Source organism: Devosia sp. MC532 (assembly GCF_016461625.1).
Lineage (GTDB): Bacteria > Pseudomonadota > Alphaproteobacteria > Rhizobiales > Devosiaceae > Devosia.
In genome coordinates this window covers 260,558-281,283 of sequence record NZ_JAEMNZ010000001.1, presented here as the reverse complement: position 1 = coordinate 281,283, position 20,726 = coordinate 260,558, and the positions used below count along the sequence as shown (strand labels likewise).

General features: G+C 56.7%; 20 protein-coding genes and 1 tRNA gene. 15 read left to right on the top strand and 6 right to left on the bottom strand.

Annotation, left to right across the window (positions count from 1 at the left end; all coding sequences use genetic code 11):
• Positions 1-74: 74 nt before the first annotated feature.
• Genes JHC09_RS01290 through JHC09_RS01270 form a run of 5 tightly spaced genes read left to right on the top strand, consistent with a single transcriptional unit; the run spans position 75 to position 5,186 of the window.
• Positions 75-1,934 (top strand): feruloyl-CoA synthase, encoded by a 1,860-nt coding sequence (locus tag JHC09_RS01290; RefSeq protein ID WP_199530504.1) that lies wholly within the window; start codon positions 75-77, stop codon positions 1,932-1,934.
• 2 nt (positions 1,935-1,936) lie between these two features.
• Positions 1,937-3,175: a thiolase family protein gene (locus JHC09_RS01285; protein WP_199530503.1), complete on the top strand. Its 1,239-nt coding sequence runs from the start codon at positions 1,937-1,939 to the stop codon at positions 3,173-3,175.
• A 2-nt stretch (positions 3,176-3,177) separates the two neighbouring features.
• Complete coding sequence (locus tag JHC09_RS01280; RefSeq protein ID WP_199530502.1) at positions 3,178-3,939, top strand: SDR family NAD(P)-dependent oxidoreductase; 762 nt, start codon at positions 3,178-3,180, stop codon at positions 3,937-3,939.
• Positions 3,940-3,948: 9 nt separating this feature from the next.
• Entirely contained in the window at positions 3,949-4,362 is a 414-nt protein-coding gene (locus JHC09_RS01275) for a thioesterase family protein (protein ID WP_199530501.1), read from the top strand.
• Positions 4,363-4,412: 50 nt separating this feature from the next.
• Entirely contained in the window at positions 4,413-5,186 is a 774-nt protein-coding gene (locus JHC09_RS01270) for a crotonase/enoyl-CoA hydratase family protein (RefSeq protein WP_199530500.1), read from the top strand.
• On the opposite strand, the gene JHC09_RS01265 is transcribed toward JHC09_RS01270, so the two are convergent.
• Positions 5,179-5,640 (bottom strand): MarR family transcriptional regulator, encoded by a 462-nt coding sequence (locus tag JHC09_RS01265; RefSeq protein WP_199530499.1) that lies wholly within the window; start codon positions 5,638-5,640, stop codon positions 5,179-5,181. The two genes, JHC09_RS01270 and JHC09_RS01265, sit on opposite strands and share 8 nt — an antisense overlap.
• A gap of 291 nt (positions 5,641-5,931) precedes the next feature.
• Here JHC09_RS01265 and JHC09_RS01260 point away from each other — a divergent pair, with 291 nt between their 5' ends.
• The 3 genes from JHC09_RS01260 to JHC09_RS01250 all read left to right on the top strand — a co-directional run bounded on the left by JHC09_RS01260 (position 5,932) and on the right by JHC09_RS01250 (position 8,903).
• Positions 5,932-6,474: a TRAP transporter small permease gene (locus JHC09_RS01260; protein WP_169194007.1), complete on the top strand. Its 543-nt coding sequence runs from the start codon at positions 5,932-5,934 to the stop codon at positions 6,472-6,474.
• A gap of 11 nt (positions 6,475-6,485) precedes the next feature.
• Complete coding sequence (locus JHC09_RS01255) at positions 6,486-7,796, top strand: TRAP transporter large permease (RefSeq protein WP_199530747.1); 1,311 nt, start codon at positions 6,486-6,488, stop codon at positions 7,794-7,796.
• An 84-nt stretch (positions 7,797-7,880) separates the two neighbouring features.
• A complete protein-coding gene (locus tag JHC09_RS01250) occupies positions 7,881-8,903 on the top strand; it encodes a TRAP transporter substrate-binding protein (protein ID WP_169194006.1) in 1,023 nt (340 codons plus the stop codon).
• Between the two features lie 59 nt (positions 8,904-8,962).
• Here the strand turns inward: JHC09_RS01250 and pobA are convergent, their stop codons facing one another.
• Positions 8,963-10,123 carry a 4-hydroxybenzoate 3-monooxygenase gene (gene pobA, locus JHC09_RS01245; RefSeq protein ID WP_199530498.1) on the bottom strand — a complete coding sequence of 387 codons (1,161 nt, stop codon included), beginning with the start codon at positions 10,121-10,123 and terminating at the stop codon, positions 8,963-8,965.
• A gap of 49 nt (positions 10,124-10,172) precedes the next feature.
• On the opposite strand from pobA, the gene JHC09_RS01240 reads away from it, so the two are divergent.
• On the top strand, positions 10,173-11,048 hold the full coding sequence (locus tag JHC09_RS01240) for a helix-turn-helix domain-containing protein (RefSeq protein ID WP_199530497.1): 876 nt from the start codon (positions 10,173-10,175) through the stop codon (positions 11,046-11,048).
• Here the strand turns inward: JHC09_RS01240 and pcaQ are convergent.
• Complete coding sequence (pcaQ, locus tag JHC09_RS01235) at positions 11,035-11,976, bottom strand: pca operon transcription factor PcaQ (protein WP_199530496.1); 942 nt, start codon at positions 11,974-11,976, stop codon at positions 11,035-11,037. The two genes, JHC09_RS01240 and pcaQ, sit on opposite strands and share 14 nt — an antisense overlap.
• A gap of 149 nt (positions 11,977-12,125) precedes the next feature.
• Between pcaQ and pcaD the strand changes: the two genes are divergently transcribed.
• From pcaD to JHC09_RS01205, 6 genes are all read left to right on the top strand, one after another.
• A complete protein-coding gene (pcaD, locus tag JHC09_RS01230) occupies positions 12,126-12,920 on the top strand; it encodes a 3-oxoadipate enol-lactonase (protein WP_199530495.1) in 795 nt (264 codons plus the stop codon).
• Positions 12,907-13,302 carry a 4-carboxymuconolactone decarboxylase gene (gene pcaC, locus JHC09_RS01225; protein WP_199530494.1) on the top strand — a complete coding sequence of 132 codons (396 nt, stop codon included), beginning with the start codon at positions 12,907-12,909 and terminating at the stop codon, positions 13,300-13,302. The genes pcaD and pcaC overlap by 14 nt, the downstream gene beginning before the upstream one ends.
• The gene (gene pcaH, locus JHC09_RS01220; protein ID WP_199530493.1) at positions 13,299-14,045 is read left to right on the top strand and encodes a protocatechuate 3,4-dioxygenase subunit beta; all 747 of its coding nucleotides are present in this window, start codon (positions 13,299-13,301) and stop codon (positions 14,043-14,045) included. The genes pcaC and pcaH overlap by 4 nt, the downstream gene beginning before the upstream one ends.
• Entirely contained in the window at positions 14,045-14,656 is a 612-nt protein-coding gene (pcaG, locus tag JHC09_RS01215) for a protocatechuate 3,4-dioxygenase subunit alpha (protein WP_199530492.1), read from the top strand. Before pcaH ends, pcaG begins: the two co-directional genes overlap by 1 nt.
• 17 nt (positions 14,657-14,673) lie before the next feature.
• Positions 14,674-15,711, top strand: coding sequence for a 3-carboxy-cis,cis-muconate cycloisomerase (locus JHC09_RS01210; RefSeq protein ID WP_199530491.1), 1,038 nt, complete (start codon positions 14,674-14,676; stop codon positions 15,709-15,711).
• Positions 15,712-15,873: 162 nt separating this feature from the next.
• A tRNA-Asp gene (locus JHC09_RS01205) sits at positions 15,874-15,950 on the top strand.
• Between the two features lie 218 nt (positions 15,951-16,168).
• On the opposite strand, the gene JHC09_RS01200 is transcribed toward JHC09_RS01205, so the two are convergent.
• The 3 genes from JHC09_RS01200 to JHC09_RS01190 are packed head-to-tail and all read right to left on the bottom strand — an operon-like array spanning position 16,169 to position 20,605.
• The gene (locus JHC09_RS01200) at positions 16,169-17,044 is read right to left on the bottom strand and encodes a DMT family transporter (protein WP_199530490.1); all 876 of its coding nucleotides are present in this window, start codon (positions 17,042-17,044) and stop codon (positions 16,169-16,171) included.
• A gap of 1 nt (position 17,045) precedes the next feature.
• Complete coding sequence (locus JHC09_RS01195) at positions 17,046-19,382, bottom strand: PIG-L family deacetylase (protein ID WP_199530489.1); 2,337 nt, start codon at positions 19,380-19,382, stop codon at positions 17,046-17,048.
• A 29-nt stretch (positions 19,383-19,411) separates the two neighbouring features.
• Entirely contained in the window at positions 19,412-20,605 is a 1,194-nt protein-coding gene (locus tag JHC09_RS01190) for an ROK family protein (RefSeq protein WP_199530746.1), read from the bottom strand.
• Between the last annotated feature and the right edge of the window lie 121 nt (positions 20,606-20,726).

Sequence of the window (20,726 nt, the reverse complement as noted above, 5' to 3'; positions counted from 1 at the left end):
AATCGGTGCCCCATCAAATCCCTCTTGAAACAATTTAGTTATGCAATATAACAATATGTATGAGGGAGGGACTCATGGACATTCAGGCAGCACCAATTCGCCATGTGCGATTGGGGTCGATGGCCGCTACGGCGCTGACCCGCGACGACGGCTCCATTGTCATTCGTTCGGCTGATCCGCTGGGGTCATACCCGCGCTCAATCATCGACGCGCTCAAGTACTGGGCCGCAAAATCGCCGGATCGTGTGCTGATCGCTGATCGTGCCGGTGAGGGGTGGCGAAAGCTGACGTTCGCGCAAGTTGTCGAGACAATTCAACCGCTTGCCCAAGCTCTCCTCAATGCAAATCTGAGCCAAGAGCGGCCGCTGATCATCCTCTCCGGCAATGAGATCGAGCACTTTTTGCTCGGCATGGCCGCCCTGTGGGTGGGCATTCCCTATGCGCCGATTTCTCCGGCCTATTCCCTGATTTCGACCGACTTTGGCAAGCTCAAACATATCGCCAAAATCCTGACCCCCGGCCTGATCTACGCCAGCGACGGCGCGGCTTTCAGTGCTGCACTCGAAGCCAGTTTCGATGGTCAAGTGCCTGTAATCACGCGCACAAATCCAATCGGCTCACGCGCAGGCTATTCGTTTGACGACCTGCTGCAGACGCCAGTTTCGCCCGCAGTTGCCGCAGCGAACCAAGCGATCACCCCAGACACGATTGCCAAATTCCTCTTCACCTCCGGCTCAACCGGCATGCCCAAAGGCGTCATCACGACCCACCGGATGATGGCCTGCAATCAGCAGATGATCTTGCAGGCATTAGCTTTTTTGGCAGACGAGCCGCCCATCTTGCTCGATTGGATGCCTTGGAACCACGTTGCCGGTGGGAGCCACAATGTCGGCATTGCCCTTTACAATGGCGGCACATTCTACATCGACGACGGTCAACCCACGCCGGCGCGCTTCGGGCGTACGCTCGAAAATCTCAGCATGGTGCAGCCGACGTTTTTCACCAATGTTCCAAAGGCTTACGAGGCGCTCGTTTCCGCGTTTAATGAGAACCCGTTGGCGCGCAAAAAACTCTTCGCTAATCTCAAGCTTATGCAATATGCCGGGGCGGGGCTCTCGCAAAACGTGTTTGATGGCCTCGCCAAAGCCTCGGTCGCTGAGACCGGTGAGCGGGTGTTGATGATCACCGGCTACGGCTCCACCGAAACAGCTCCTTTCGCATTTACAACGACTTGGCCGGTAGAGCAGGCCGGTTATATCGGGCTCCCAGCCGCTGGCATGGAGATCAAACTCGTCAGTAATGCCGAAAAGCTTGAGCTGCGGATCAAGGGGCCGAATGTCACCCCCGGCTATTGGCGCGATGATGAAAAGACCGCCGAAGCCTTTGACGATGAAGGGTATTATTGTATCGGCGATGCCGTCAAACTCGTCGATCCCCTGAACCTCGATCTGGGCCTCGTCTTCGACGGTCGCGTGACCGAGGATTTCAAATTGTCGACAGGCACTTGGGTGAATTTTGCTGCCGTTCGCAGTGCCGTTATCAGCGCCTGCCCCCCGCTCATTCGTGACGTGGTCGTCACCGGCCTGGATCGGAATTTCATCGGCGCCATGATCTTCCCAGACCTGCAAGCGTGTTGCCGCCATGCAGGCTTGGCCGAGGATACGGACGCTGCTCTCGTCGTCGGCCACGCCCGAGTTGTTGAGCGCTTTCAGACAGCGCTATCCGAGCTCGCGCTCAACGCCACTGGCAGTTCCAATCACGTCGCTCGGGCTATTCTACTGAGCGATCCCCCTGACATCGATAAGGGCGAGGTCACCGATAAAGGGTCGATAAATCAACGCGCTGTCCGCACCCACCGTGCCGAGCTAATGCAGCGTCTCTACGCCGAAGAGCCAGTGCAAGAAGTCATGATCTTTGACAGAAAGGGAGCCTAGGCATGTCCAAACCATTGGCCTTTACGTTTGAGGATGCCTGGCTGCTCGGCGGCGCGCGCACGCCCTTTGTGGACTATCGCGGGGCCTTCGCGGACATATCTCCAATCGATCTTGGTATTAAGGCCGCTCGCGCCGCTGTAGAGCGGGTTGGCGTTGACCCAAAGCATATCGGCCACACCATTGCTGGCTCAATGGCCCAAGCGTCCTACGATGCCTACTGCACACCGCGCCACATTGGCCTCTACGCGGGGGCGCCAATTGAAGCACCTGCCCACCTGGTCCAGCGCATCTGTGGCACGGGCCTGGAAGTCATTTCCCAAGCGGCGGACTCTGTCTCGCTGGGTCGGATGGATCTGACCCTGGCTGCCGGGTGTGAGTCCATGAGCCGCAACCCGATTGTGGCCTATACGCACCGCAATGGCTTCTCGCTCGGCAATGTCGAATTCCGCGATTTCCTCATGGAAGCCCTGTACGATCCTGCTGGCTTAGTGAACATGGGTGACACGGCCGAGAACCTGGCAAAGCAATACAATATCATCCGGCAAGACGTTGATTTGTTTGCGGAACGCAGTTTTAGTCGCGCGTTAGAGGCGCAGTCTGCTGGTGTGTTCTCTGAGGAAATTGTCTCGGTTGAAAATGAGATCTTCTCCGTTGAGGGCCTGGCAGATCGCGGCATTAAACTGCCGCGTGGCGTCACCACGGTGGCCGTCGATAGCCATATCCGCCCGTCGCCCTATGATGTTCTGGCCAAGCTCCGTCCTGCCTTTGGCGGAGTTCAAACTGGAGGCAATTCTTCGGCCATCGTCGACGGCGGCGCAGCCGTTCTGGTTGCCAATTCGGCCTATGCAAACGCCAACGGCCATAAGCCACTTGCCCGTATCCTTGCGAGTGCTGCTGTTGGCGTGCAGCCGCAATACATGGGCATTGGCCCAGCGCCAGCCATTCGCGCCGTTTTGGACAAGGCTGGCTTAACGCTCGAACAAATTGATCTCGTCGAGATCAACGAGGCCTTCGGTGCGCAAGTCATTGCTTGTGCGATAGAACTCGGTCTCGACATCGAAAAACTCAACGTCAACGGCGGCTCAATTGCGCTTGGTCACCCCTTAGGTGTCACCGGTATCCGAATTGCGCTTACACTAGCCAATGAACTCAAGCGCAGTGGCAAACGCTATGGCATTGCCTCCGCTTGTATCGGAGGCGGGCAGGGCATGGCGCTGCTGATTGAGAATACGGAGTCTTAGGGGTGCAGGTTCACGGAAAGACGGTTTTTGTCACTGGCGCTGCCTCTGGCTTGGGCGAGGCAACAGCGCGCCACTTTGCGTCTCTTGGGGCTCGTGTCGCGGTCTTGGATCGTGATGCGGAAAAGGGTCTGGCCGTCGCCAAGGCAATTGACGGGGCGTTTTTCGCGCTCGATGTTGCCGATGCCGCCAGCGCGGAAGCGGCCGTCAATGCTGCAGTTGCAACGCTTGGCGCACCTAGCGTTTTGGTCAACTGCGCCGGTATTGGCACTGCAGCACGCATTGTGGGACGTGAAGGTCCTGCAGAACTTGCCGCCTTGCAGCGCGTTATCTCGGTCAATCTCGTCGGCTCGTTCAACATGATGCGCCTTTGCGCCCATGTGATGTCGACTGCGGAAGCTGATGAAAACGGGCAGCGCGGCGTGATCATCTCAACCGCCTCTGTCGCGGCCTTTGATGGTCAAATCGGGCAAGCGGCCTATGCGGCCTCAAAGGGTGGCATTGTTTCTATGACCCTGCCTGCCGCGCGCGAACTGGCCCGCTTCGGAGTTCGGGTCATGGTCATCGCGCCCGGCCTATTTTTGACGCCGCTTTTGGCAGAATTGCCTCAAGAGGTGCAGGAGGGCCTTGCCGCCGCCATTCCCAACCCGCAACGCTTGGGAACGCCCCAGGAGTTTGCCGATCTTGCAGCAGCCATTGTCGCAAACGACTACCTCAACGGCGAAGTCATTCGCCTTGATGGGTCGTTGCGGATGCAGGCTAAGTAGGGGCGAACCATGTTTTCCAACTCGACCCGCGTGCTTATTCAGTTCGGGGACTGTGATCCAGCCGGGATTGTCTATTACCCAAACTACTTCCGCATGTTCGACAATGCGACGGCTGCGCTCTTGTCTGCTGCGTTCGGCATGAACAAGCGCCAGTGGGTCGCGCACTACGGCATCGCCGGCATCCCAATGGTCGACACGAGTTCTCGTTTTCTCATCCCCTCGCAATATGGCGACGAGATCGAGATCCGGACGTCGATCTCTGAGCTCGGACGATCGAGCTTTGGTGTGCTGCACCACGTCTATCGTGACGACGATCTTGCGATTGAAGCGCGGGAAAAACGCGTGTGGGTGCAGCGCGATGAGACCGGCGTGATCCGCTCTGCGGCCTTGCCCGACGACGTGCGCGCGCGCCTGTCTTCCTGATTTTTTTTGCGCGTGACGCGCAGTTCACTGCCACAGTGAAAGGTTGGTCTATGACCCAGTCTGACGTTCTGAAAATACAAAATCACGGTGCAATAGCGCATATTGCGCTGAACCGGCCCGAGAAACGAAATGCCCTAAACGACGATCTGATTGTAGCGCTCGACGCATTCTTCTCCAGTCTTGGGGATGAAACGCGAGCGGTGATCGTTTCTGGTGAAGGCGGACATTTTTCATCGGGACTAGATCTGTCCCAACACGTCGCTCGTGCGCCACTTGAGGTCATGGCGCATTCGCGCAATTGGCATCGGGTCATGGCTCTGGTTGCGCAATCTCCGCGTCCCGTGATTGCCGCCATGTCTGGAGCCGTCATGGGGGGCGGGCTGGAGTTTGCCGCGACCAGCCACGTTCGCGTGGCGGAGGAGTCGGTCCGTTTTCAAATGCCTGAAGGCCTGCGTGGGATTTTCGTTGGCGGCGGCGGTTCGGTGCGCATCTCTGGTCTCATTGGGGCCGACCGCATGACGGAGATGATGCTGACAGGGCGGAGCTACACAGGCGTTGAGGGGGAAAGGCTGGGGCTGGCCCATCATTGTGTGCCCGAGGGGCAGGCGTTGACCAAGGCCTTCGAATTGGCGGAGAGGATCGTAAAGAACTCACCGACGATCAATCAGTTTATCATTCAAGCCATCGCTCAAATCGCAGCCATGCCGCCTGAAGCGGGTCTCTATGCCGAAAGCCTTGTGGCAGCACTAAGTCAGACAGGCCCAGATGCGGAGGAGGGGCTGCGCGCCTTCCTCGAAAAGCGTCAGCCGGTATTTGTCAGGTGATCTTCTTGAGCAGGCTCAGCAAGGTGTCACGTTGTTCCGTCCCGCCAAGCCTGGCGACGAGGTCATCCTCAAGCTTGGCGTGGACGTCGCGAGCGTCTGCCAAAAATCTGGTGCCCTGGTCAGTCAGATACAGAGCATTGGCGCGGCGATCATTGGCCACGACTTCGCGGCTGATCAATCCGCGTTTTTCGAGCCCGTCGACAAGGGCCACAAAATTGGCGCGCTTGATAGAGAGTGCCGCTGCAATCTCACTTTGTTTGCGCCCAGGGTTCTCTTCCATGAGCACAAGAACAGAATACTCGGCCGGCCGGAGGTTTAGCGTCTCGAAGAAGCTCAAGAATTGCTGGAATACGCTGAGCTGTGCTCGGCGCAGACGGTAACCAATCATACCCAGCGTCGCCTCTGTGCGGAGGTTTTCGTCGGATGTGTTGGTTAGAGCCTCATGCTCGTTCATTGCTGGCTCCGAAGATGCGGGCTGTGCTTGTGGCGAAGTCGGTCATTTGTTATGCTTGATAACATTGTTGACATCTGGTCCGTCAAGCTTAGCCTTTTATAGACCTGCAACTCGCTTATCAATCTGGTTGAAATAGTTATATATATCGCGCCGATGTTGGTGTTGTATCGATGTAAATTACATGCGGGGCGGTAAAGTAATAACTCTGTAGTTATAATGTGGGGATCTTATATCATTTTACACTACCGCGCCTGAGGCGTTTAATCGCTATCGTTGGAAGAGGGGGGAGCCGTGTTCCAAGATACTTCACTACTCGGCAGGTCCGCGCATGGGCTGGCGCGATGGACCGCTTTGCTCGGTGGCTTCGTGCTGCTGGCGATGATCGGTATCGTTGTTTTTAGTGTTATCGGTCGTGCCTTTATCTGGGCCGGAATGAAGCCCATTCTTGGCGATTACGAGCTCATATCGGTGGGGATGGGCTTTGCCGTTTTCGCGTTTTTGCCTTGGGCGCATCTAACTCGTGGTCACGCACTTGTTTCGCTCGTCACCGACAATTTCGGTGACCGCGCGAATATGTGGATCCTGGTGGTGACAGATCTTCTGATGCTGCTTGCATCGGCATTCATAGCCTGGCGCCTGTGGCTCGGCATGCTGGATAAATTCAACTATCGCGAAACGACCATTCTGCTCGGCCTTTCAATGGGCTGGGCCTATGCGGCAGCCGTCATCGGGGCCGTCGTTATGGTGATCGTTTCAGCATACGTACTGGGCCGATCGATTGGCGATGCGATTGCGGGACGTGCTGCGCCAAAGCACGCGGGGAGCGAACATTGAGCTTTAACGTCATGTTGGGGCTGCTTGGCATCCCCGTTGTTCTCATTCTCGTCTTTCTGCGTGTCCCCATCGGCTTGGCGATGATGATCGTCGGTATCTTTGGCTCCTGGATGGTGACCAAGACCTTCAATCCGGTGATGTCGCAGTTCAAGTCGCTCAGCTACAGCACTTTTGCGTCCCATAGCCTCTCGGTTGTGCCGCTGTTTTTGTTGATGGGGCAGTTTGCAACGCTGAGTGGGCTGTCGAGTAAAATCTTCACGGCTGCAACAGCTTGGCTCGGCCATCGCAAGGGCGGGGTCGCGATGGCTGCCATCGGTGCCAGCGCGGGCTTTGGCTCAATTGTTGGCTCATCCTTGGCGACGGCAGCCACGATGGGGCGCGTTGCGTTGCCAGAGCTAAAAAAGCATGGCTATTCCGACAGCCTTGCCACCGGCACGGTTGCTGCGGGAGGGACACTTGGGATTTTGATCCCGCCCTCGGTGATCTTGGTCATCTTCGCAGTGTTGACCGAGCAAAATATTGCCAAGCTCTTCATGGCCGCCTTTATCCCAGGGATACTTGCTGCGATCGGCTATATCATTGTTATTGCGATCTATGTTCGCGTTCGGCCGGGTGCTGGCACCACTCTAGAGCGTAAGCCCTACGGTGAGCGCTTTAAGGCGCTGTTCGAGATTTGGCCGGTGCTTGCCGTCTTCACGCTGGTTATCGGCGGTATTTATACAGGCCTCTTCACGCCGACTGAGGCGGCCGCTATTGGCGCGGCGGGCACAGGGTTGATTGCTCTGGCAAACCGGAGCCTGACGTGGGCCAATGTGCGCGATGCACTGCTCTCGACCGCAGCCTCTACAGCGATGATCTTCTTGATTGTTTTTGGCGCGGCGGTCCTGAACAGCTTCCTGGCGTTGTCACAGCTGCCACAGATGTCTGCTAACTGGATTGGCGAACAGGCGTTCAACCCTTGGGTCGTGCTGGCGATTGTCCTCGTGTTCTATCTCATCCTGGGCTGCGTCATGGACTCCCTGTCCATGATCCTGCTGACCATTCCGATCCTCTACCCAATGATGATGGTTCTCGATTTCGGTATGACACCAGATGAGTTCGGTATCTGGTTCGGCATCATTGTTTTGATCGCGGTAGAGGTTGGCCTGATCACACCGCCGGTGGGCATGAACCTGTTCATCATCAACTCAATGTCCCCAGAGACCAAGCTCTCAGATACCTATGCTGGGGTTATTCCTTTTGTCATCAGCGACATAGTTCGAACCATAATCCTGGTGGCGTTCCCTGCCATAACCTTATGCTTGGTTTGGTGGGTGTATTAGCGATTTGCCTGCATGGCCTTGGAGGAAAGGGCACGCAGGCATTTAAGCCGGGACATTTCTCGGCCTTTTAAAGGGAGGAAGATTATGAAAAAGACCACTCTGCTTCTGGGCGCACTTGCGGCGCTGGCCATGTCATCCACGAGCTTTGCTCAGGAAGTGACACTGCGCATTCACCAGATGCTCCCGGCGCAGGCAACGATCCCTGCGCAAGCTATCGAACCTTGGACCAAGATTGTGAGCGAGGCCTCGGGCGGCCGTATCGCTTTTGAACTCTATCCTGCCATGCAGTTGGGTGGCGTTCCTGCCGACTTGTACGATCAGGCTAAGGACGGCGTCGTCGACATCATCTGGACTATTCTGGGCTACACACCAGGCCGTTTCCCCAAAGCCGAAGTCTTCGAGCTGCCGTTCATGCTGACGTCAGGTGAAGCGTCTTCTGCTGCGTTCTATAAATACGTGATGGAGAATGCTGCCGACGAAATCGCCGATACCCATGTTCTGGCGCTGCACACCCATGGTCCTGGCCTGTTCCACTCCAACGATCCGATCACTTCGTTGGAAGATTTGAAGGGTATGAAGGTCCGCGGCGGATCGCGTATTATCTCCAACATGTTGCGTCTTTTGGGTGCAGAGCCGGTCGGTATGCCGGTAACGCAGACTCCAGAAGCTCTGTCCAAAGGCGTGATCGAAGCGACCACGGTTCCGTGGGAAGTGACGCCATCGTTGCGCATCGCCGAACTGGTCAAAAACCACACCGGTTTTACCAGTGACTATGGTCTCTACAGCCAGACATTTGGCATGTTCATGAACCATGACAGCTACAACAACCTCCCCGATGATTTGAAAGCGATCATCGATGAGCACAGCGGTCTTGAACTGTCCCGCCAGTTCGGTCGTGTGATGGACAATGGCGATGCCACTGGTCTTTCTCTTGCGGTCAAGGCTGGCAACAATATCGTTCAGATCGATGCTGAGCAGACCGCCCAGTGGGTGGCCGCAGCTGAGCCAACCTACGCGGATTGGTACAAGGAAATGGAGGCCATCGGCGTTGATGGCCCGGCGCTGGTGGAAAAGGCCCGCGCGTATATCGCTGCTGAAGGCAAATAATCTGCCGCAATGAACTATGAAGCCCCGCCCGTGTTGGCGGGGCTTTTCTATGAGAAACTCTAAGGCCTTAAGCCCGTATAGTTCTCAGCTAGCGAGCGTTGAGCATGAGTGGAGCTAATGAGATATTCGAACTCCGTCCGCTGCATGTTCTGCTCAAACGCGGTGTGCTGTGGGAAGACATGGAGCAGGTTTGTCATCCACCAACTAAAACGTTCTGCCTTCCAGATATGGGCGAGTGCGCGGGGTGAATAGTGGTCGAGGCCTGCCGTGGATTTTCCGATAAGTGCCTCCGTCAGAGCTTCCGCCAACAGAGCCACATCGGACATGGCGAGGTTGAGGCCCTTCGCCCCTGTGGGTGGCACGATATGGGCTGCGTCGCCGGCCAAAAACAGCTTGCCGAAACGCAGCGGCTCTACAACAAAACTGCGCAGCTGCGCGATCGACTTCTCCAGTGAGGCCCCTGTGACCACCTCTTCGGCAATCTCTGGGGAGAGACGCGAACGCAGTTCATCCCAGAAGCGATCGTCGCTCCAATTCGATACATCTTCCGAGGCGTCGACTTGGACATAATAGCGACTCCGGGTTGGCGAGCGCTGTGAGCACAGGGCAAAGCCTCGTTGGTGGTGCGCGTAGATCAATTCATGCGCGACAGGGGGCGTATCAGAGAGTAGGCCCAGCCAGCCAAAGGGGTAGACCTTCTCATAAACGTTGAGCGCTTTCGGCGGCACACTTGCTCGGCTTACGCCGTGATAGCCATCGCAGCCCGCGATGAAGTCGCACTCCACTGTCTTGCGCACGCCGTGTTCTGTCCACGAGACACTCGGGGTGTCATCTAGATCGTGAAGTTCAACGTCTTCCGCTTCATAGATTGTCGTTTCTCGCGGACGTAGTGCCATGAGATCGCGTGTGATTTCGGTCTGACCGTAAACAGTCACATGTCGTCCGACGAGCGCGGTGAAGTCGATGCGATGGTGGGTTTCGCCGTAGCTGAGCGTGGTGCCGTGATGGACTATGCCCTCTCTTTGTAGGCGGTCGGCCGCCCCGACTGTCTTGAGCAGATCGACAGAACTCTGCTCCAGCACGCCAGCCCGGATTCTCCCCAAAACATAATCAGCGGTCTTGCGCTCCAGAATAATATTGGCGATGCCCACTATGTCTAAAAGGCGCCCGAGCATGAGGCCAGCTGGGCCGGCGCCGATAATAACGACCTGCGTAAGCATAGAACGATCCCCCTCGCTTGCAGGATGCGCTCCAAATATGGTCAGGTGAATGGATCAGAGCGACAAAAAGCTGGACGATCTGAACATGTCGCATATTCCGACTTACACGCTTTATGGTGAGCTGACCGACCCGCACGAGTTGCTGCATTGGGAGACTATCCAAGCCCGCAGCCGGCTACATGGCTTCCACATCGATAAGCATCGCCATGAGCAATTGCTGCAGGTCTTGGTGATCGATGGTGGCACGGCGACGGCGGTGTTGGACGGCGTTCAAGTCTCGTTGCACTCTGGTGATCTGGTGCTGATCCCGACAATGGTCGTGCACGAATATTGGTTTTCGGAGGATGTGGACGGACTTGTCCTCACGCTTTTCGAAACTGATATTCGCGCCTTAGGCTTCGCTTTTGACCAGGCTTTGGTCATTCACGGGGTGGTTGACGCGCGCTCATTGGTCGATCAGGTGCTTGGTGAACTGCGCAGTCCGGGTGCGAAGCATGAACTCGTACAAAACGCGCTTCTAACGCTGCTATTCGCTGCGATTGAGCGTGCTTCAGCAGCGTCCATCCAGTCCGATATCCCATTGCAACGCAATCAGCTTCTCTTTGATCGGTTTCGGGGATTGGTCGAGCAAACCTATCGCAGCTCACGCAGTGTCTCGGTTTTGGCTCAACAGATGGGGGTCAGCCACACCCACCTCAACAGGGTCTGCCACGCCATGCTTGGCGGTTCCGCGCAATCAGTGATCAATCGACGACTGGCGACGGAGGCACGGCGCTACCTCATGTTTTCAGATCTGTCCGTCAAACTCGTGGCGTCCGAACTCGGGTTTGATGATCCGGCCTATTTCGCGCGGTTCGTGACGCGACATCTGGGGAAGTCGCCACTGCAAGTGCGGTCGGATCGGCAAAACATCATTCGGCGCTAAGAGGCGTTCTGATCTCCTCAGCGCGCTCGCGCACCATGTTCATCAGCGTCGTGACATCGATCGTCGGATCGACATCGGTGCGGGTGGTGAACCCTAAGGGCCCGACGGTTTCACTCAAATCAAAAGGGAGTTTGACAAGCTGATGTTCGGCGAGGTCGTTGGCAACGACACCTTCGGATATAAACCAGATTGCGTCAGTGCTGCGCACATAGGCGCGCGCAAATGCGTCCGATACGGTTTCGACCCGGCGCTTATGATCGATGACATTGTGCGCCAAAAACAGCCGCGATACCAACGGATAGATCAAAGCGTCTGGCGGCGGCAGTAGGACTTCGTAGTCCGCCACGGCAGACAAATCGACATGGTCACGGGCGAGTAGCTTGTGGTCTTTACGCACGACCGCGACGGCGCACTCAGAATAGAGATGCTCAAAGGACAGGCCGAGCATATCAGCCGGATCTGCCATGCGCCCGATAACAAAATCCACATCGCCCGTACGCAGAAGCGAGAGCAAGTGTCCATTTGGACCGGTAATGATGCGGGTCACGACCTCGGGCACGGCTTGGGCGAATTGCTGAACGGCTCTGGGCAAAATGCGCGCGGATACCGAGGGTAGGGCGCCGACCCGCAAAGTCGTCGCCTGGGATGAGCGGCGCGTGGCGTCGATCCCTTGCCGGAGCGCCGACATGCTGGTCGAAGTGTAGCGATAGAACACTTCACCCAATCCTGTGAGAGCAAGCCGACGTTTGCTGCGATCAAAAAGTGCTTCGCCCAAAATTTCTTCGAGGTCCTGAACGGTTTTCGTAACCGCCGGCTGACTTATGTTCAGAGCCTCACCAGCCCCCACAATCGAGCGAAGGCGGACCACTTCGAGGAAGCAGACGAGGTGGCGAATTTTTATCCGCGGGTCTACCAAGCGGCCGCTCAAACTGTCCTCCTAGTTATAAAAGGCGGGTGTTTATTGAGGATCGCTGCGTTTCGCTCGCACGTCAAATAATTTGAGGGTTATATTTAGGGCTGAAGTTATCATTTTACCTTCGCGCGTGTTTCTCCCTAGTCTCCGGGTCGGGGGACGGTATGGCTTTCTTAGAACGACATTCAGGCGCGCTGTACTATCGGCTGTGTGGTCCAAAACTTGGTCCAGCGTTGGTCTTGGTCAACTCGCTCGGCACCGATTGCCGAATTTGGGATGATGTGATCGGCCATCTTGCTCAGCGCTATCGTGTTTTGAGTTATGATCTCAGAGGTCATGGTTTGAGCGCGGTCCCGCGCGGACCATACACTCTTGACGATCAGGTCGACGATTTGCTGGCGTTGGTTGACCATGTTGGTTTTGACCGCTTCGCTCTGTGCGGCGTGTCGATTGGTGGGCTTATCTCGCAAGGCGTGGTGCAGCGCTGCGCTCAAAGGGTTGATGCGCTGATCCTCTGCAACACTGCGGCCAAGATCGGCACCGAAGCCTTCTGGAATGAGCGGATGGAGACCGTATTGGCTTATGGGGTGGAGCCTATCGCTGATGCAATCATGACGCGCTGGTTCAGTCCCAGATTTGCGCAGGAAAACACTGCTGCTTGGAACGTGTGGCGTCGGCAATTCTTGCAGAACAGCGCACAAGGTTATGCTGCAACCTGCGCAACATTAAGGGATGCTGATCTGACATCGGCCCTTGATCATATCTCAGTGCCGACACTTGTTTTCGCGGGTTCTGACGATCAGGCAACCCCGCCTGCGCTGGTGAAAGCAAGTGCCGATCGCATCGCGGACGCCAGCTATATTCTGCTCGAACACGTGGGGCATCTTCCGAGCCTAGAGGCGCCGGACCAACTGTCTCGTCATATTCAATCTTTTTTGGAAGGGCATGGTCATGCCTAACTCAGCACTATTCGAGCAAGGTATGAAAACGCGTCGCGCAATTTTGGGCGACAAGCATGTTGACGCGGCAACAGCCCGAATTTCCGATCTGGATCGGGATTTTCAGACTTTTATCACCGAAACGGCGTGGGGCACGGTTTGGTCCAACCCGGATCTGACACCACGTGAACGCTCTTTGGTCACTTTGGCAATCCTGGCGGCATTGGGCCGCGAAGAAGAATTCGCCATGCACGTACGCGCAACAGCCAATACAGGCGCCACGCAAGAGGACTTGGCGCAAGTTCTGATGCATGTTGCAATCTATTCTGGAGTTCCGTCCGCCAACGCAGCGTTTCGCTTGGCTAAAGAAGAACTCAAAAAGGTCCAGGGGGAGGACAGATGACCGGTATAATCTTACCCGGAGACGACGGGGTATTGTTTCAGCGAGATCGCGACTGGCATCCGCCTGCGGCGACGCCGGGGTATAAGAGTTCCACCTTTCGCTCCCCTCAGCACAGCCTCATCGCTATGGGGCCAACCAAGTCGGAGATGACCGGTCCGACTTTCGGTCATGAGCCAATCGGCTCGCTGGATAATGACCTCATCCGCAACTTTGCTAAGGATGGGAATGAAGCCATAGGTCAGCGCATGATCGTCTATGGTCAGGTGTTGGACGAGAACGCGCGCGCGGTTCCGAACACTCTGGTTGAGGTCTGGCAGGCCAATGCCGGCGGGCGCTATCGGCACAAGAAGGAAGGTTATCTGGCCGCTCTTGATCCCAATTTTGGCGGCTTCGGCCGTGCTGTTACGGACCAGAATGGCTTCTATAGTTTCCGCACAATCAAGCCCGGTGCATACCCTTGGCCCAACACCGGCAATGACTGGCGCCCGGCGCATATCCACTTTTCCGTTTTTGGCCATGCCTTCGCCCAGCGGCTCATCACTCAGATGTATTTTGAGGGCGATCCGATGATCTGGCAGTGCCCGATTGTGAGCACGATTCCTGACAAGAGCGCGATTGATCAGTTGATCGCCCGATTGGACAGAATGAACACGACGCCGATGGACGCCTTGGCCTATCGCTTTGATATTGTCTTGAGAGGCCGACGCTCCACCATGTTCGAAAACAAGTTGGAGGGGAACTGATGCTGCACCCAATTCCTGTTTTGAAAGAATCCCCCTCGCAGACGGCTGGGCCATATGTCCACATCGGCATGACGCCCAACTTCTGTGGCATTACTGGCGTTATCGCCGAAGACACCGGCAAGACTATGTTGGCTGAGGGCTATAACGGCCCGCGCATTGCTTTACGCGGTCGGGTTATCGATGGTTCCGGAGCGCCAGTGTCCGATGCTGTGCTCGAAATTTGGCAAGCTGATGCCGAAGGCAACTTTCCCAAGCAAGGAGACTCCCCACCGTTGTTTACCGGATGGGGTAGACAGCCTACCCAGGAGGACGGATCGTTTCTTTTCGACACGGTTAAGCCCGGTCGCGTAAAGGCGCCGGATGGCACTCTCATGGCTCCGCATATCAGCGTGTGGATCGTGGCGCGTGGCGTCAATATTGGTCTGCAGACCCGTGTCTATTTTGACGACGAGGCAGAAGCCAATGCTGCAGACTATGTCCTAAAGAAAATTATGGACCTACGCCGTCGGGCAACTCTTGTTGCAAAGCGAGATGACGCAGATGGCACGCTCGCGTATCATTTTGACATTCGCCTGCAAGGCGAAGGTGAAACCGTGTTCTTTGACATCTGATTTTTGGGTCACTGGCTATGAATAACCTGCTGTCGGCCTTTGCCAGTGATCCGGTAATCGAGGCGCTGCTCAGTAACGAAGCGCTCGTCAGCGGTTATTTGGCGTTTGAAGTCGCATTGGCGAAAGCTAGCGCCATTTCCGGCTTCATTCCTGAAGCCGCAGCGCAAGAAATTGAAACAGCGCTCGCACAGTTCTCGATGGATTGGAACGACCTCAAACTCGGCATGGCCCGCGATGGCGTACCCATTCCCGCACTGATTAGGCAGCTCAAGCCTCGGCTTTCGCCGTCTGCCGCTGTGTATCTGCACAAGGGCGCGACGAGCCAAGATGCTGTCGACACCGCACTTATGTTGCAATTGGCGAAGGTGATTGCCATTTATGAGGAGCGGATCTCTCTGCTTCTGACCAGATTCGGCGAGATGAAGGCTGAATTCGGAAACAGGCCTTACCTGGCGCATACGCGTATGCAAATTGCCCTAGCGTCCACATGGAGCGCCAAACTCGCCACTTGGAGTGAACCGCTCGCGCGCATTTTGAAAGCCTTAGGCCCTTTGCGACAGTCGCTTTTGGTGCTCCAATTGGGTGGCCCAGTGGGTGATCGCGCCAGTTTTGACGGGCATGGCGATACAATCGCTCGGCACATGGCGGAAATGCTGGACCTCGGTCTTGCAGAGCCTTGGCATAGTCAGCGCGACCAAATCGTCGGCTTCGGCAATATCCTCGTGCAGATAACGGGAATTTTGGGGAAGATCGGCATGGATGTGGCCCTTCTCGCGCAGAATGAAATCGGCGCTGTCCGCCTGACTGGCGGCGGATCGTCATCTGCGATGGCCCATAAATCTAATCCGGTAACTGCCGAAGCTTTGGTGACCTTAGCCAAGCAGGTTGCGGGGCATGCTGGCACGCTCAATCTCGCGATGATCCATGAGAACGAGCGCTCAGGCGTTGCTTGGGCTCTGGAATGGCTGACACTACCCACAATGCTGATCTCAACCGGCGCAAGCCTCAATCACGCGGCTTCTCTGCTCGGGCGCTTGGAGGTTGTACCGAGCTAATGCTGCGCTCATGCAGGTGGATCGCAGGAACACAGGCCTTTGACGGAGTTTTCCACGTCTAAGGCACAGTGATCTCGATATATTTTTGTCAGCACCTTTCCTTTGGCCGAATAGTGCAGTAGATGAGTTTCACGTTGCGCCGAACGAGAGTTCGCAAGCGCTGCGGGAGTAGCTCAGTTGGTTAGAGCGCCGGCCTGTCACGCCGGAGGTCGCGGGTTCGAGCCCCGTCTCTCGCGCCATTTTCTTTCATTGAAATTGTTGCGGTTATCAGTTCATCCCTTGTGGGATGTTCTAGAGCACTAGCATTTTTGCTCGGGCGTGAGCGGGCTATCTCAACACGACCGCGCCGACCTCAGTCTCCAGGGCTTTGAGCTTGGTTTAAGACACCGCAAGCGCGATATTCCTATTGTCTGGGTCCGTCCTAGGAAGAGGCGGGCCTCGATAGTCGAGCGCGAGCTTAGGGCGTGGTGCGGTGTGCCGACTGTCGTTTGTCGAGATGATTGGTGATGTAAAGCGCCGATAGGATAATGGCGATGCCAATAGCGGTTGACGCGGATGGTAACTCACCAAAGGCAAGGAACCCTGCGGCGGTTGCGGCTATAATGGAAAGATAGTGGAAGGGCGCCAGTTGATTGGCTGGGGAGCTCTGATAGGCGCGCAGGAAGCAATATTGTCCAACTTGCGCGAGTGCGCCGATCGCTATCAGGACTGGCCAATCGCCAAGGCGCACCGGCTCCCACATGATGATCGCTGGGGCGGATGTGAATACAGTCAGCCCAACGGTGTAAAACACCATCAATGTGGTTGTGTTCTCTCCTGCCAGCCCACGGGTTTGCACCGTGGATAGCGAACCGAACACAACAGTGCCAAGAGCGGCTAATAGGCCTAGGTTCCATTCGACTTGATTGGGGCCAATCATGATCAGCACGCCAAAAAAACCGATCCCAGTGCCTATCCAGCGCCACGGTCCCGAGCGTTCTTGAAGGAGCCAGCTGGCCAGCGCCAGAGTGACGAGTGGTCTGGTAAAGCCGATGGCGTTTACGAGCGCCAAAGGCAGTGCCGTCAGCGCTGCGAAATTGCAGTTGAGGGCAAGCGTATTGCACAATACCCGAAAACTGTGTTGTCCCAGTCGCTTGGTACTTTTGAGCGCAGTGCGGTGTTTCCATGCCAGCGGCAGCACGCTCACGAGACCGATGAGCGAGCGAATAAAAACAATCTGCACCGATGGGTAACTGGCCCCGCTCATTTTGACGAGGACGGTCATAACAGTGACCAGAGCCATGTCGGAAAGAAGCCACGCTAGCCCAAGGGGCAGCACACGCGCTTGGGCCATTTTAGGCTCTTTGCAAGAGGTTAGCCATGATGCGGAAGGCACCTGGAACCAGCTTATAGAGCTGGTGGTGCAGCGCGAGGCTCGTGTGGGTATGGCGCCCCTTACCGATCCTCCCCGAGACGAGAGAACCAAAGAGCGGATTTTCGCCGACATCGTTCATACTTAGGAGGGGCTCATAAGCTTCATCCCAGTGAGAGACGAAATAGAGACCGCGCTCTTTATCCCAGCCGTCAAAGTCGGCGCGGGTGATGGTATTGGGGCCAGCAAAGAGCGGATGGTTGGGCTGCAGGATTTCGACTGGGCTTGATGGGTTGTTGACGCGCCAGCGAAGCGAAGGCGAGCCGATTGTCAGCGGGCGAGGAGGGGTAGTTTGCTTGTCCCAGCCGTCCGTTGGGCGATGGTAGAGGGTGACCAAGTGCCCGCCGTTCTCGACGAAAGTGTGTAGCTTGCTGGTTACCGCTTTCAAGTCCGGGCGCGTGCCGTAAGCGAAGAGGCCGACGATGATAGTGTCATAGACTGAGAGGTTGCCCGCAAGTGCTTCAGCGTCTAGGTCGATGACATTGGCCCCCATGCGTTTAAGCCAGAAGCTGACATTGTCGGCCCCGCCGTTGATGATGCCTACCGTGGTGTCAGGCACTTTCAGATCGAGCGCCAATATGTCGAGAGTGAGCGGGCGGACATAGCGCGATGTGCCGATATGCTCGTAGGCAATAGGGGTGACGACGTGAGCCGAAAGTCCGTCAACGCTTAGTGGCAGGTGGTATTTACCGGGAGTGAGGTCAGGAGTTGCTATGAGCTGCAGCGCATCGCCCGCAGATTTGACGCTTAGGCCAGGCGGGATATTCTCAACTGATACAGACGATGGAGCGCCGGTGCTTTTCACAGTGAAGCTGTGCTGGCCCTGTGCGGGAAGCGCTAGAATGAGTGCCTCGGGCGTAATTGCGGCACTTTTCGCTGGGGCGATTTGGACGGCTTCTTCTGTATCGAGTGCAAAGCGAACTTTGGTCCCGCTGACCTCGGTTTCGACTTCGAGCCAGAGCGCGCCGTTGCCGCCTAGGCTGAACCAATTTGGGTAATAGGGATTGCCGACGTCTGCATGCGGATCGGCCTCGACAGTCAGGATGGCCGTGCGGGCGCTAAAATTGACAGGAACGCCGGAGGCAAAACCATTTGGCACGACTGGTGTCACGGTGACAGTACCGGCCAGTGGATGTGCACTTTCGACAGTGATCGTTACACTCGATCCGGGGAGGACGTCGCGGGAGGATACGGACGCAGTCAGGTCCAGACCACCGGCCAGTACGATTGCAGCGTCGAGTTCGACAATTTTTCGGGTGATGCGGTGCGCGTGTCGTTCAGCGATCGCGTCAATACTGCTGAGTGCCTGCTTGGCCGCAATCAGGGCGCTTAGAACCTCATCCGATTTTGGGAAGGCTGCAATAGCGCTCGCAATAGCCGCGTCAGCCCGGGCCAATTCAGGCAGGGACCCAAGATCCGACAGTTTTGTCGGGAGGGCGTCAAAGACACTGATTTCAGCTGTTCCGCCAACGAGGTGGAGGTCCCAACGTGAAGCGTCATAGCGCCAGTCGCCCATATTCTGGGTGGCGTGATAAGCCCGCGAGACTTCGCCGAGACGAGCAAAGCTCAAGCCCGTGACCGGGTCGCATGCGCCCGCAATAATCATCGTGGTTGCGGGAGGTGGAGGAACTTCGTCGTCATAATAGTCGCCGCCGCCGGACCATGCGGGGAGATAATATTTGCTGACCTTCCAAGCGGTGAGGCCGGCGATTTTATACGTCGGATCGGCTGACAGAGCGAGTGCGGTTTCGGCTGCTTCAGTCATGGCACGGTGGTGACCGTGCTGGCCCGGAACGTCGAGGAAGGTTGGAATAACGATGTCAGGGCGGAATTCGCGATAGGCGCGAACGAGCCGATCGATTGTACGTTCCTTGCCCCAGCGGGCGAGTGTGTCTGGGCCGGATTTGGAAAAGCCAAAGTCGTGAACGGGGTCATTCGGTCCGTGCCCGAGCCAAGCGATGTCGGCATCAATAACTCGGGCGGCCTCTTCAAGCTCGCGGCTGCGGACAACACCCAGGGCTCCCAAACGCTCTGGACCGAGCGTGTTCTGACCGCCTTCGCCACGTGTCGAGCAGGCGACAACAATGCGTGCGCCGTGTTCATGGCGCAAGGAGGCGAGCATGGAGTTGTGCTCATCGTCCGGATGGGCGCCGGTGTTCATAACGGTCACTGTGGACTTGAGCCGCGTGAGGGCACGGTACAGCGCGACGAAGCGTGGCGATTTTGCTCGGTTATGAAGACGGTCGCGGGAAGAAAGCATGATCGACTAGTCCTTGCGTCGAAGATGGGTCAGTTTGCAGGATCGGAAAGGCTGAGGTGCGGGGAGACGGTGTCGAGCAAAGGTAATGCTGCAGCACCGAGGGCGGCCGTTAGTTGGCCAGTCTGCCCGCCTAGAACGCGCGGCAAGACGCGTTTGTCACGTGTGGCCACAGTAACTGGCAGAGGATTGATTGCTGAAATTACTGCTTCCAGAACGGCGTCAGGGAGGCCGCCGCCAAAGATAATGGTTTCGGGATCGAAAATGTTTTCGAGTAGGGCCACGGTCGGCGCGAGATAATCTGCAGCGGTCTCAATCCAATCGAGCAGAGTTGGATTTTGCGCCTCGTGCAGGCGCTCGATATCTTCCACGGTTTTGGCATAGATGCCCGCCATGGCCAAACGCTCACGCAGAGCGAAAACGGATACGAACCGCTCGAGTGCGCCAGCCGGGCCAGCCTTGCCAGCGCCATTGCGCGGCACTAGGCCGATGTGACCGATTTCGCCAGCGTTGCCAAATGCACCGCGCAATGGGCGGCCATCGTGTATGACGCCGAGCCCAAGCCCAACGCCGAAATAAAGGTAACAGAAATTGGTAAGCTGGCGACCGGCGCCATAGAGGCGCTCGCCTACGACGGCGGCGGTCGCGTCGTTTTCGACAACTACATCGTGACCAGTGGCTTGGGCGAAGAGTTTTCTTGGGTCGTGGCCAGTCCAGCCTGGGAGGGTCGCCGGACCGACAGAACTCATACCCTCAATTTCAAACGGTCCGGGCATTACCACGCCTATGCCCAAAAGCTTAGGAGGCGGTGTTGCAGAGAGTTCGGTTTGAAGACGGGCCACTTCATGTGCGACAAGATTTGGCACGACGGCCGGGCCGGTATCCTCAAGGCGACTGATCGACTGCGCACGCACGCGACCGGAGAGATCGAGAAGGACGCACACCATATGGTCGGCGGCGATTTCAACGCCTGCTGTGAGTGGGCCGTCGGGATTGACTGCAAATTGGATCGGGGGTTGACCACGCCCAGAGCGAAGCCGTCCCAACTCTATCAGCATCCCCTCGGCGAGCAGCTCTTCAACGATATTGGTCACCGCTTGGGCGGTGATTTTGGCGTGGCGGGCAATTTCAGTGCGACCCAAATGACCGTGCAATCTGATCACTTCCAGGACGACGCGGCGATTGTGCGCGCGGTTTCGTTCTGGGTTGGAGCCGATAGCGACCATAGGCGGTACGGGTTTTTTGCTGCGGCTAGTCAAGGGTGATCTCCGAAGGATGCGCTCAACTCATAGCACCAAAAGTCGAATGTCAAAACAATAACTCAAGTAGATTATGTTATTGACAATC

Bases quoted from the DNA above. Each gene is read 5' to 3' on its own strand.
- JHC09_RS01290 (WP_199530504.1), top strand. From the start codon at position 75: ATGGACATTCAGGCAGCACCAATTCGCCATGTGCGATTGGGGTCGATG.
- JHC09_RS01285 (WP_199530503.1), top strand. From the start codon at position 1,937: ATGTCCAAACCATTGGCCTTTACGTTTGAGGATGCCTGGCTGCTCGGC.
- JHC09_RS01275 (WP_199530501.1), top strand. From the start codon at position 3,949: ATGTTTTCCAACTCGACCCGCGTGCTTATTCAGTTCGGGGACTGTGAT.
- JHC09_RS01270 (WP_199530500.1), top strand. From the start codon at position 4,413: ATGACCCAGTCTGACGTTCTGAAAATACAAAATCACGGTGCAATAGCG.
- JHC09_RS01265 (WP_199530499.1), bottom strand. From the start codon at position 5,640: ATGAACGAGCATGAGGCTCTAACCAACACATCCGACGAAAACCTCCGC.
- JHC09_RS01255 (WP_199530747.1), top strand. From the start codon at position 6,486: ATGTTGGGGCTGCTTGGCATCCCCGTTGTTCTCATTCTCGTCTTTCTG.
- JHC09_RS01250 (WP_169194006.1), top strand. From the start codon at position 7,881: ATGAAAAAGACCACTCTGCTTCTGGGCGCACTTGCGGCGCTGGCCATG.
- pobA (WP_199530498.1), bottom strand. From the start codon at position 10,123: ATGCTTACGCAGGTCGTTATTATCGGCGCCGGCCCAGCTGGCCTCATG.
- JHC09_RS01240 (WP_199530497.1), top strand. From the start codon at position 10,173: ATGGATCAGAGCGACAAAAAGCTGGACGATCTGAACATGTCGCATATT.
- pcaD (WP_199530495.1), top strand. From the start codon at position 12,126: ATGGCTTTCTTAGAACGACATTCAGGCGCGCTGTACTATCGGCTGTGT.
- pcaC (WP_199530494.1), top strand. From the start codon at position 12,907: ATGGTCATGCCTAACTCAGCACTATTCGAGCAAGGTATGAAAACGCGT.
- pcaH (WP_199530493.1), top strand. From the start codon at position 13,299: ATGACCGGTATAATCTTACCCGGAGACGACGGGGTATTGTTTCAGCGA.
- pcaG (WP_199530492.1), top strand. From the start codon at position 14,045: ATGCTGCACCCAATTCCTGTTTTGAAAGAATCCCCCTCGCAGACGGCT.
- JHC09_RS01210 (WP_199530491.1), top strand. From the start codon at position 14,674: ATGAATAACCTGCTGTCGGCCTTTGCCAGTGATCCGGTAATCGAGGCG.
- JHC09_RS01200 (WP_199530490.1), bottom strand. From the start codon at position 17,044: ATGGCCCAAGCGCGTGTGCTGCCCCTTGGGCTAGCGTGGCTTCTTTCC.
- JHC09_RS01195 (WP_199530489.1), bottom strand. From the start codon at position 19,382: ATGCTTTCTTCCCGCGACCGTCTTCATAACCGAGCAAAATCGCCACGC.
- JHC09_RS01190 (WP_199530746.1), bottom strand. From the start codon at position 20,605: ATGGTCGCTATCGGCTCCAACCCAGAACGAAACCGCGCGCACAATCGC.